The 10999-nt window shown below is 60.8% G+C and carries 10 protein-coding genes; 4 read left to right on the forward strand and 6 right to left on the reverse strand.

The genetic code is table 11. From position 1 onward, the window contains the following. Positions 1 to 159: 159 nt before the first annotated feature. The 6 genes from L9059_RS29960 to L9059_RS29985 form a co-directional block, all read right to left on the reverse strand. On the reverse strand, positions 160 to 969 hold the full coding sequence (locus L9059_RS29960; protein WP_247295563.1) for an ABC transporter permease: 810 nt from the start codon (positions 967 to 969) through the stop codon (positions 160 to 162). Continuing rightward, positions 959 to 1906, reverse strand: a complete 948-nt coding sequence (locus L9059_RS29965) for an ABC transporter permease (RefSeq protein WP_247295566.1) — start codon at positions 1904 to 1906, stop codon at positions 959 to 961. Before L9059_RS29965 ends, L9059_RS29960 begins: the two co-directional genes overlap by 11 nt. A 1-nt stretch (position 1907) precedes the next feature. Continuing rightward, the gene (locus tag L9059_RS29970; protein ID WP_247295569.1) at positions 1908 to 2945 is read right to left on the reverse strand and encodes an ABC transporter ATP-binding protein; all 1038 of its coding nucleotides are present in this window, start codon (positions 2943 to 2945) and stop codon (positions 1908 to 1910) included. 223 nt (positions 2946 to 3168) lie between these two features. Continuing rightward, a complete protein-coding gene (gene ydcS / locus L9059_RS29975; protein ID WP_247295587.1) occupies positions 3169 to 4320 on the reverse strand; it encodes a putative ABC transporter substrate-binding protein YdcS in 1152 nt (383 codons plus the stop codon). Positions 4321 to 4409: 89 nt separating this feature from the next. After that, positions 4410 to 5867: a gamma-aminobutyraldehyde dehydrogenase gene (locus tag L9059_RS29980; protein ID WP_247295601.1), complete on the reverse strand. Its 1458-nt coding sequence runs from the start codon at positions 5865 to 5867 to the stop codon at positions 4410 to 4412. Between the two features lie 132 nt (positions 5868 to 5999). Continuing rightward, complete coding sequence (locus L9059_RS29985; protein ID WP_247295590.1) at positions 6000 to 6914, reverse strand: LysR family transcriptional regulator; 915 nt, start codon at positions 6912 to 6914, stop codon at positions 6000 to 6002. Between the two features lie 184 nt (positions 6915 to 7098). On the opposite strand from L9059_RS29985, the gene L9059_RS29990 reads away from it, so the two are divergent. From L9059_RS29990 to L9059_RS30005, 4 genes are all read left to right on the forward strand, one after another. Next, complete coding sequence (locus L9059_RS29990; RefSeq protein ID WP_247295592.1) at positions 7099 to 7821, forward strand: tellurite resistance TerB family protein; 723 nt, start codon at positions 7099 to 7101, stop codon at positions 7819 to 7821. A gap of 143 nt (positions 7822 to 7964) precedes the next feature. Continuing rightward, positions 7965 to 9587: a methyl-accepting chemotaxis protein gene (locus L9059_RS29995; RefSeq protein ID WP_247295606.1), complete on the forward strand. Its 1623-nt coding sequence runs from the start codon at positions 7965 to 7967 to the stop codon at positions 9585 to 9587. Further along, positions 9587 to 10123, forward strand: coding sequence for a chemotaxis protein CheW (locus tag L9059_RS30000; protein ID WP_247295594.1), 537 nt, complete (start codon positions 9587 to 9589; stop codon positions 10121 to 10123). Before L9059_RS29995 ends, L9059_RS30000 begins: the two co-directional genes overlap by 1 nt. Further along, on the forward strand, positions 10120 to 10999 hold an 880-nt coding region (locus L9059_RS30005; RefSeq protein WP_247295598.1), incomplete at its 3' end, for a CheR family methyltransferase. The genes L9059_RS30000 and L9059_RS30005, both read left to right, overlap by 4 nt.

Consider the following 10999-nt stretch of genomic DNA (forward strand, 5'->3'; position numbering starts at 1 on the left):
CTCTGAAGCAATTCTTGTTTTCAAACCGGACCCTTGTAGGCGCGAACTTGCTCGCGATAAACCTGAGGGCGCCGCGTGCATTCAGGCCGCCCTCGTCATCGTTAACGTCCATCGCGAGCAAGCTCGCTCCTGCAAGGGATTGTTGTGTCAGTCCTGGGACTATTTCCCGCCACTACCCGCAACGCTTTCGCCGCCGCGAGTCAGGTAATACGCGCCGAGGATCGGCAGCATGGTCACCATCATCACCAGCATCGCGACTACGTTGGTCACCGGCACGTCCCGTGGGCGGCTGAGCTGGTTGAGCAACCACAGCGGCAAGGTACGTTCGTGGCCGGCGGTAAAGGTGGTCACGATGATTTCGTCGAACGACAGGGCAAACGCGAGCATGCCGCCGGCCAGCAACGCCGAGCTCAGGTTCGGCAGGACGATGTAGCGGAAGGTTTGCCAACCATCGGCGCCGAGGTCCATCGAGGCTTCGATCAGGCTGTGGGATGTCCGGCGCAAACGGGCGATGACGTTGTTGTAGACGATCACCACGCAGAAGGTCGCGTGGCCGACGATGATGGTGAACATCCCCGGCTCGATCCCCAGCGTCTTGAAAGTCGCCAGCAAGGCGATCCCGGTGATGATTCCCGGCAACGCGATCGGCAGAATCAGCATCAGCGAGATGCCTTGCTTGCCGAAGAAATCCCGCCGGTACAACGCGGCTGACGCCAGCGTGCCGAGCACCATCGCAATCAGTGTCGCAATGGATGCGATCTGCAAGGACAGCTTGATCGCTTCCAGCACGTCAGGGCGCGAGAACGCCACACCGATCCACTTCAGGGTGAAGCCCTTGGGCGGAAAACTGAATGCCGCTTCTTCGGTGTTGAAGGCGTACAGGAAAATGATCAGGATCGGGAAGTGTAGGAACACCAACCCGCCCCAGGCTGCAATGCGCAATCCTATAGAAGCTTTCTCAGAGTGCATCGAAGGCCCCCAGGCGTTTGACGATGGACAGATAAATGGCGATCAGCACGATCGGCACCAGGGTGAAGGCGGCGGCCATCGGCATGTTGCCGATCGCCCCTTGTTGGGCGTAGACCATGCTGCCGACGAAGTAACCCGGCGGCCCTACCAGCTGCGGCACGATGAAGTCGCCCAGGGTTAGGGAAAAGGTGAAGATCGAACCGGCGGCAATGCCTGGGATCGACAACGGCAGGATCACCTGCATGAACGTCTGGCGCGGTTTGGCCCCGAGGTCGGCGGACGCTTGCAGCAGCGACGGCGGCAAGCGTTCAAGGGCGGCCTGGATCGGCAGGATCATGAACGGAAGCCAGATGTAGACGAACACCATGAAACGGCCCAGGTGTGAGGTCGACAGGGTACTGCCGCCCACGCCAGGAATCCCCAGTACGAACTGCAAGACCGGCTCCAGTCCCAGGTGCTGGACGAACCACTGCGCCACGCCACCCTTGGCCAGCAGCAGCGTCCAGGCGTAGGCCTTGACGATATAGCTGGCCCACATCGGCATCATCACCGCGATGTAGAAAAACGCCTTGGTCTTGCCGGTGGTGTACCGCGCCATGTAGTAGGCGATCGGGAAGGCCACGATGGCGCTGGCAATCGACACTGCGATGGCCATGCCCAGGGTGCGCAGGATGATGTCGAAGTTCGACGGCTGGAACAACGCAGCGAAGTTCGCCAGGGTCAGGTCGGGTGTGACCGCCATGGTGAAGTCGTCGAAGGTGTAGAAGCCTTGCCACAGCAGGGTCAGTAAAGAGCCGAGGTAAATCGCGCCGAACCAGATCAGAGGCGGCACCAGCAGCATCGACAGGTACAGATTGGGCCGGCGGTACAGCAGGTTGGCGAACCTGCGCAACGGCGAGCCGCCCGACGGAGTTTGGGGGATAGCCAAGGTGTTCATCTCACACCTCGCCGACTGCGTAGTCTTGCAGCGGGATCATCGCTTCCCGGGCCCAGCGCGCGCTGATTCGCTGACCGGCCTGGTGCTGAGCGCTGATGTCCAGCCATTGGTTGTTGGCCTGGCTGATATTCAAAGTCTGGCCGTTTTCCAGCTTCAGTTCGTAACGCGTGGCACTGCCTTGATACTGAATGTCGTGCAGCAGGCCACTGACTTCGATTTCGTGACTGGCCAGCGGACCTTCGGCGAAGCGCACGTGTTCAGGGCGGATGGAGAATGGCTGTGGATTGCCACTCAACCGTTGCGCCAGATCACCGCGAATAACGTTTGAGGTGCCTACAAATTCGGCAACAAAGGTGGTCGCCGGCTTCATGTAGAGATTACGCGGGGTGTCGACCTGCTCGATGCGCCCCTTGTTGAATACCGCCACACGGTCGGACATCGACAGGGCTTCGGTCTGGTCATGGGTGACGAAAATAAAGGTGATGCCGAGCTGTCGTTGCAGCTTCTTCAGCTCGCTTTGCATTTGCTCGCGCAATTTAAGGTCGAGGGCACCCAGGGGTTCATCTAGCAGCAGCACTCGAGGACGATTGACCAGAGCGCGAGCCAGGGCCACGCGCTGGCGCTGGCCGCCAGACAGTTGCACCGGCTTGCGCTCGCCATAGCCGCCGAGGGCGACCATGTCGAGGGCTTCTTCGGCACGTTTCTGGCGCTCGGCCTTGCCCACGCCCTTGACCTTCAGGCCGTAGGCGACGTTATCTCGCACGTTCATGTGCGGGAACAGCGCGTAGTCCTGGAATACGGTATTGACGTCGCGTTGATACGGCGGCAACCCGGCGGCTTCTTCGCCATGAATACGGATGGAGCCTGCGCTCGGATGTTCGAAACCGGCGATCAGGCGCAAACAGGTGGTTTTTCCCGAGCCGGAAGGGCCCAGCATGGAGAAGAACTCGCCGTCCTGGATGTCGATGGAAACCCGGTCTACGGCTTTCACTTCGCCGAATAGACGGGAAACGTTGGTGAACTGGACTGCAAGCGTCATGGTGCGGTGCTCCGAAAAGGCGCGGGCTATCACAGCGGCCCGGCCTGGACTTCTGAAAAATCTGAATCAAATTGCTGTTGTGGCGAGGGAGCTTGCTCCCGCTGGGTGGCGAAGCCGCCCCGAAACCAGTCAACGCGGTCATTCAGGTAAACCGCATCAACCCTGTTGGGAGGGCTGCGCCCTCCAGCGGGAGCAAGCTCCCTCGCCACAGATAAGCGGTGTGTTATCTGCCGCCCATGATCGCGATGTAATCCTGGGTCCAGCGGCTGTACGGCACGAACTTGCCGCCTTCAGCCTGCGGGGTTTTCCAGAAGGCGATCTTCTCGAACTGGTCAAAACCGTTGGTCTTGCAACCCTCGGCGCCCAGCAATTCGCTGCCCTGACAGGCGGCGGGCACTGCCGGCAACGAACCGAACCACGCGGCTACATCGCCCTGGACCTTCGGTTGCAGCGACCAGTCCATCCACTTGTAGGCGCAGTTCGGGTGCTTGGCTTCGGCATGCAACATGGTGGTGTCGGCCCAGCCCGTGGCGCCTTCTTGCGGGATGGTCGAGGCGATCGGCTGTTTTTCGTTCATCAGGCCGTTGACCTGATACGGCCAGGCACTCGACGCGACTACACCTTCGTTCTTGAAATCGCTCATCTGAACGGTGGTGTCGTGCCAGTAGCGGTGGATCAATGGCTGCTGGGCGCGAAGCAGGTCGAGCGCGGCCTTGTACTGGGTTTCGGTGAGTTCGTAAGGGCTCTGGATACCCAGTTCCGGCTTGGCGGTTTTCAGGTACAACGCCGCATCGGCGATGTAGATCGGGCCGTCATAGGCCTGCACACGCCCTTTGTTTGGCTTGCCGTCCGGCAGGTTCTGCGCGTCGAACACCACATTCCAACTGGTGGGCGCAGTCTTGAACACGTTGGTGTTGTACATCAGCACGTTCGGGCCCCACTGATACGGGGTGCCGTACGTCTGTTTGTTGACCACATACCACGGCGCGTCTTTCAGGCGCGGGTCGAGGCTCTTCCAGTTCGGGATCAGGTCCGTGTTGATCGGCTGCACGCGCTTGCCCACGATCAGGCGCAGCGACGCATCCCCCGACGCGGTCACCAGGTCGTAACCGCCCTTGGCCATCAGGCTGACCATTTCATCGGAGGTGGCTGCGGTTTTCACGTTGACCTTGCAGCCGGTCTCTTTCTCGAAACCGGTCACCCAGTCGTATGCCTTGTCGCTTTCGCCCCGTTCGATGTAGCCGGGCCAAGCCACGATATCCAGTTGGCCTTCGCCGGCACCAACGGCTTTCAGCGGTTCGGCGGCCTGGATACTGGCACTGGCCAGCAGCGCGGTGGTGATTGCACTGAGCAGTGCGGTCTTGTGCACGAACATGGGGTTTCCCTCTTCTTTAATTATGGTCGGGGCAGTTTGAACGGGGTCAAGCCAATGCCTTTACGGCTAATTGTTAGCGTAGTGCGCTTTTATAAATGCTGTCCGTGGCGGGCCATGATGTGCCGCACCACGCTGTAATCCTGAAGTGAGTCACTGGACAGGTCCTTGCCGTAGCCCGAACGTTTCAGGCCGCCGTGGGGCATTTCGCTGACCAGCATGAAATGGCTGTTGATCCAGGTGCAGCCGTATTGCAAGCGCGCGGCAACCTGCATCGCCTTGTCGAGGTTCTGGGTCCAGACCGACGACGCGAGGCCGTATTCCGAGTCGTTGGCCCAATCCACGGCTTGTTCCAGTTCATCGAAGCGGGTCACGGTGACGACCGGGCCGAACACTTCGCGCTGGACGATTTCATCGGCCTGTTTGCAGCCGGCGAGCAGGGTTGGCTGGTAATAGAAACCGGCACCGGAATGCACTGCCGCGCCGGTCACTCGTTCGATATGCGGCTGGCCGAGGGCCCGTTCGACAAAACTGGCCACGCGGTCACGCTGGCGGGTGCTGATCAGTGGACCGATCTCATTGTCGGCATCGCGCTTGCCGGCGAAACGCAGGCTGCTGACGGCGGCGCCGAGCTCGGCCACCAGCCGGTCATGAATACCGGCCTGCGCATAAATCCGGCAAGCTGCGGTGCAATCCTGCCCGGCGTTGTAATAACCATAGGTGCGCACGCCTTCGACCACGGCCTGGAGATCCGCATCGTTGCAGACAATCACCGGGGCCTTGCCGCCGAGTTCGAGGTGCGTGCGTTTCAGCGTTTTTGATGCGGCCTGGAGTATTTTCTGACCGGTGACGATATCGCCGGTCAGCGACACCATGCGTACTTTCGGGTGGCTGACCAAGTGACTGCCAACACCTTCACCGCCGCCGCACACAATGTTGATCACACCGCGTGGCAGGATCTCGGACAGCGCAGGCGCCAGGGCCAGGATCGACAGCGGTGTGTGTTCGGAAGGTTTGAATACCAGAGTGTTGCCGGCGGCGAGCGCCGGGGCGATTTTCCACGCGGCCATCATGATCGGATAGTTCCAGGGCGCAATCGAGGCAACGACGCCGATCGGATCGCGTCGCACCATGCTGGTGTAGCCTGGCAGGTATTCGCCGCTGAGTTGGCCGGTCTGGCAACGCACGGCGCCAGCGAAGAAACGGAAGACATCGACAGTGGCGCTTAGATCATCCTGGCGGGCCAAGTGCAAGGGCTTGCCGCAGTTCAACGACTCCAGGCGGGCCAGCAGGTCTGCGTTTTTTTCGATAGCGTTGGCAATATCCAGCAGCAGCACCGAACGCTGCTGCGGCGTGGTTCGCGACCAGCTGCCAAAGGCTTGATGAGCCGCAAGGATGGCTGCTTCGACCTGCTCGGTACTGGCTTCGGCAATGTGCGTCAACACTTCACCAGTAGCGGGATTGAGGATCGGTTCGACAAAGCCTTGGCCCGCGACCAGTTCGCCATCGATCAGTAACGCGGTGAAGATCGGGGTCTGCGCGCCAGCCATTTTTCGGGTTCTCTTTTCTTGTGTGGCCATGGTGCTCCCAGTGACAGGGGCCCGGCCGTCTTATATAGATGTAACAAGACTAGTCTTAGGCCCCGAGGTCGACAAATACTAAATACTGAAGGTGGCGTTCGATTAAATAGATGGCTTGCGGCCGCCGTGGGGTTGCTCACGGGCAACCGTCAGGAACGGGTCGACCAAGGGTGGCCTAGCGGTGCCGCGACGCCAGGCCAAGCCGACATCCAGGGTCTGGCTGAGGTCGGCGATAGGGCGGGCTTCGATGATGTCGCCCTCCAGCGACCATGGGCGATAAGTCATGTCCGGCTGGATCGAAACCCCCAGCCCGGCGGCAACCAGGCTACGCACTGCTTCGGTTGAGGCGGTTTTCAAGGTGATGCGCGGCTGCAGTCCGGCGCTGCACCACATGCGATGAGCGTTACGGTCCATTTCATCGACGTTCAGCTGGATCAGCGGCTCGCGTGCGACGTCGGCCAGGTTGATGCTGTCGTGTTCCAGCAGCGGATGCTGGGCGGGTAACCACAGGCGGTGGGGCGAATGCGTCAGTACCTCGGTCTGCAACGCGTGGCGATCCTCGAGGTTGGAGAGAATCAGCACGCCGACATCAATTTCGCCGCTGACCATTAAATGTTCGATATAGGGCCGTTCGTCTTCCATCACGCGGATTTCGACATTGGGGTAGGCGCGCTGGAATCTGGTGAGAAGATCGGCCAGGTAGTAACCGGCGACGAGGCTGGTCACGCCGACGATTAACTGTCCGGCGACCTGATCGGTGCTCTGTTGCAGGCTGCGCTTGGCGTTATCCACGGTTGCCAGGATCAGGTGCGCCTGGCGCAGGAACTGATGTCCCTGGTGGGTCAGCGTCATTCCCTTGGCATGGCGGTTGAACAGGCTCACGCCAATCTCCTGCTCCAGTTGCTGGATTGCCAGAGTCAGCGTTGACTGGGAAATGAATGCAGTTTGCGCGGCGGCAGAGATCGAGCCGGTTTCGGCCACTGCAATGAAATGACGGATCTGACGCAAGGTCATCATGAGGCGTTACCCGGTGGGCGCTATTTTTAGATTCGTAGGAGTGTATATCTTTTTTTCTGATGGGTCGGAGGGCTGCCTCTGGGTATAGGCAACATCCGGACGCACTCTCTCGCGGGGGCTACGGGCACTTTCGATCTAGGCTGATGGCCTTATTTGTCCAGCGACCGAATGTTTGGAGGCGCACATGATTACCCGTGGATTACTCGATCAACTGCTCAAGTCTGGCCAGGACATGCTGCAAAACAAGGCCGCAGGCTCGCACAACAAGTCAGCCAGCGGCGGATCGGGCGGCTTGCTCGGCGGTTCCGGTAAATCTGGAGGTCTCGGCGGTCTGCTGTCCGGCGCCGGCGGCGGCGCATTGGCTGCGGGCGCCATGGGCCTGTTGATGGGTAACAAGAAAGTGCGCAAGGTCGGCGGCAAAGTCGCCATTTACGGCGGCCTCGCGGCACTTGGCGTTATTGCCTACAAGGCCTACGGCAACTGGCAGGCGCAGCAGGGCACTGCATCCAGGCAGGAGCCGCAAACCTTGGATCGTCTGCCGGCCGCCCAGGTCGAGCAACACAGCCAGGCGATTCTCAAGGCGCTGGTGGCGGCGGCCAAGGCGGATGGTCATGTCGATGAGCGCGAGCGCGAGCTGATCGAAGGTGAGTTCACCAAGCTCGACAATGATCAGGAATTGCAACACTGGCTGCACGCCGAACTCAACAAACCGCTGGACCCGACCGACGTCGCCCGAGCCGCCAGCACGCCGGAGATGGCAGCCGAAATGTACATCGCCAGTGTGATGCTGGTGGATGAGGAGAACTTCATGGAGAAATCCTACCTGGACGAATTGGCCCGCCAGCTCAAGCTTGAGCCGGGATTGAAGGCCGAACTGGAGAAGCAGGTGCGCCAGGCTTCCTTGTAGGCGCCAGCTTGCTGGCGACGGCATCTTCAGGCACGCCGCGTTCCTCATTCATCGAGATGAGAACTGGTGCGCATCTGTCTTATAAATGAAACACCACCCTCAGCTATACTCGGCAGCATTTGATACGGCCCCGAGGAATGACTGTGAAGAACTGGACGTTGCGCCAACGCATTTTGGCGAGCTTTGCGGTAATCATCGCCATCATGCTGCTGATGGTCATCGTCTCTTATTCTCGTCTGCTCAAGATCGAGGAAAGTGAGGCCAGCGTTCGTGACGATGCGTTGCCAGGGGTGTATTACAGCTCGATGATCCGCGGCGCCTGGTCCGACAGTTTCATACAGATCCAGCACATGCTCGGACTCAAGGAAGGGCAGGGTGTCAGTGCTGCGGACGAAGCCGATTTCAATGCCTTCGAGGCCCGTTTGCAGGAGCAGATGAACAACTACCGCGGCACGGTCACCACGGATGACGACCAGCGTGATTACACCGCCTTTGAAAAACTGCACCAGGACTACAACAAGATCCTGGTCGCGGTGCTCGACTTGCACAAGCGTAATCAGGAAGTCGAGGCGATCCGCATGTTCGACGAGCAATTGGTCCCTGCCTGGAAAGCCGGGCGGGTCAAGCTCAACGATATCATCCGCGAGAACAAGGCCGTGGCTGACCAGGACATCATTGCCATCGATAACTCGGTGCTCACTGCCAAGATCATCATGGGCATCTCCCTGCTGGTCGCTGTACTGGCCGCCGGTTTGTGCGGTTTGCTGTTGATGCGCGCCATCATGGCGCCGATGAACCGCATCGTGCAAATCCTCGAAGTCATGCGCACCGGCGACCTCAGCGGCCGTCTCAACCTTGATCGCAAGGACGAGTTTGGCGCAGTGGAAACCGGCTTCAACGACATGATGACCGAGCTCACCGCGCTGGTATCGCAAGCGCAGCGTTCGTCGGTGCAGGTGACGACCTCGGTGACCGAGATTGCCGCCACTTCCAAGCAGCAGCAGGCCACGGCCACCGAAACAGCGGCCACCACCACCGAGATCGGCGCAACATCCCGGGAAATCGCCGCGACCTCGCGGGACCTGGTGCGCACCATGACTGAAGTCTCCACTGCTGCCGACCAGGCCTCGGTGCTGGCGGGTTCGGGCCAGCAAGGCCTGGCGCGCATGGAAGACACCATGCATTCGGTGATGGGGGCTGCGGATCTGGTCAACGCCAAGCTGGCGATCCTCAATGAGAAAGCCGGCAACATCAATCAGGTGGTGGTGACCATCGTCAAGGTGGCCGACCAGACCAACTTGCTGTCGCTCAACGCCGCCATCGAAGCGGAAAAAGCCGGGGAATACGGCCGCGGTTTTGCCGTGGTCGCCACCGAAGTCCGGCGTCTGGCGGACCAGACCGCCGTGGCCACTTACGACATCGAGCAGATGGTGCGCGAGATCCAGTCGGCGGTGTCGGCGGGCGTCATGGGCATGGACAAATTCTCTGAGGAAGTGCGCCGCGGCATGTCCGAGGTGCAGCAGGTTGGCGAACAGTTGTCGCAGATCATCCATCAGGTCCAGGCGTTGGCGCCGCGGGTGCTTATGGTCAACGAAGGCATGCAGGCACAGGCCACCGGCGCGGAACAGATCAACCATGCCCTGGTGCAACTGGGTGATGCCAGCAGCCAAACCGTCGAGTCCCTGCGCCAGGCCAGTTTTGCCATAGACGAACTGAGCCAGGTGGCCGTGGGCCTGCGTGGCGGCGTGTCGCGATTCAAAGTCTGATGAGCGAACTCGCGGGTAGACGGGCCGTCGTGGCGCCGGCAAAGCAGTCCTTGTTTCTGGTGTTTCGCATCGGCGACGAGCGCTATGCTGTGCAAGCGATCGAAGTGGCAGAGGTACTGCCGCGCGTGCCGTTGAAGCCAATTGCCAAGGCGCCGGACTGGGTGGCCGGGGTGTTTGCCTATCGCGGCGCGGTCGTGCCGGTGATCGATCTCAGTGCGCTGACCTTCGGTCAACCGGCACAGGCACGTACCAGCACGCGCCTGGTGCTGGTGCATTACCGCGCAGATGAAACCGCGCCGGCGCAACTGCTCGGGTTGATCCTGGAGCAGGCCACCGACACCCTGCGCTGTCACTCTTCGGAGTTCCAGCCGTATGGCCTCGACAATCGCCAGGCTCCGTACCTCGGGCCGGTGCGCGAAGATGCCCAGGGTTTGCTGCAATGGGTACGGGTTGCCGATCTGCTGGACGATTCGGTGCGTGCGCTGCTGTTTCCGGCGCAGCCTCTGGACCCCGCGTTGCTTGAGGAGCAGTCATGAGTAGCGACCAGCGGTTTTTCGACTTCCTCAAGGCGCGCATTGGCCTCGACGTGACGTCGGTGGGGCCAGCCATCATCGAGCGCGCTGTGCGCCAGCGCAGCGCCGCTAACCATGCGTTGACCGCCGAGGAATACTGGCACCGGCTGCAAGGCTCGCGGGACGAGCAGCAGGCGCTGGTCGAAGCCGTTATCGTGCCCGAGACCTGGTTTTTCCGTTACCCGGAGTCCTTTGCTACCCTGGCAAAACTGGCGACCAGGCGCCTGGCTGAAATCAACAACATGCGCGCCCTGCGGATTCTCAGCTTACCGTGCTCAACCGGCGAAGAGCCTTACTCAATGGCCATGGCTCTGCTCGACGCCGGGGTCAAGCCGCATCAGTTCAAGGTCGAGGGCATGGACGTCAGCCCGCTCTCGGTGGAGAAAGCCCGGCACGCGGTGTACGGCAAGAATTCGTTTCGCGGCCAGGACATCGAGTTTCGCGAGCGCTATTTCACAGCTGAAAACGATGGTTATCGCCTCGACGAGCGAGTGCTGGAGCAGGTGCGGCTGCAGGTCGGTAATCTGCTTGATCCGACGCTGCTGGCCAATGAGCCCGCCTACGATTTTGTGTTTTGCCGCAACCTGCTGATCTATTTCGACTTGTCGACCCAACAGCAGGTCTTTGAAGTGCTCAAGCGCCTGACCCACGTCGACGGTGTGCTGTTCATCGGTCCCGCCGAAGGCAGCCTGCTCGGACGGTTTGGCATGCGCTCGATAGGTATCCCGCAGTCCTTTGCGTTCAGCCGGCAGGCGGTGCCCGATCCGGTACCAGCCTTCCTGCCGATTACCCTGCCAATCCCGCAGCCGCTGCGCCAGCCGGGGCGCCACGTGGCGCCCG

Origin of the sequence: Pseudomonas violetae (assembly GCF_023072615.1) — a bacterium.
Lineage (GTDB): Bacteria > Pseudomonadota > Gammaproteobacteria > Pseudomonadales > Pseudomonadaceae > Aquipseudomonas > Aquipseudomonas violetae.

What these genes read in the sequence shown, in the direction of transcription:
- L9059_RS29960 (WP_247295563.1), bottom strand. Translation starts at nt 969, where the DNA reads ATGCACTCTGAGAAAGCTTCTATAGGATTGCGCATTGCAGCCTGGGGC.
- L9059_RS29965 (WP_247295566.1), bottom strand. Translation starts at nt 1,906, where the DNA reads ATGAACACCTTGGCTATCCCCCAAACTCCGTCGGGCGGCTCGCCGTTG.
- L9059_RS29970 (WP_247295569.1), bottom strand. Translation starts at nt 2,945, where the DNA reads ATGACGCTTGCAGTCCAGTTCACCAACGTTTCCCGTCTATTCGGCGAA.
- ydcS (WP_247295587.1), bottom strand. Translation starts at nt 4,320, where the DNA reads ATGTTCGTGCACAAGACCGCACTGCTCAGTGCAATCACCACCGCGCTG.
- L9059_RS29980 (WP_247295601.1), bottom strand. Translation starts at nt 5,867, where the DNA reads ATGGCTGGCGCGCAGACCCCGATCTTCACCGCGTTACTGATCGATGGC.
- L9059_RS29985 (WP_247295590.1), bottom strand. Translation starts at nt 6,914, where the DNA reads ATGATGACCTTGCGTCAGATCCGTCATTTCATTGCAGTGGCCGAAACC.
- L9059_RS29990 (WP_247295592.1), top strand. Translation starts at nt 7,099, where the DNA reads ATGATTACCCGTGGATTACTCGATCAACTGCTCAAGTCTGGCCAGGAC.
- L9059_RS30000 (WP_247295594.1), top strand. Translation starts at nt 9,587, where the DNA reads ATGAGCGAACTCGCGGGTAGACGGGCCGTCGTGGCGCCGGCAAAGCAG.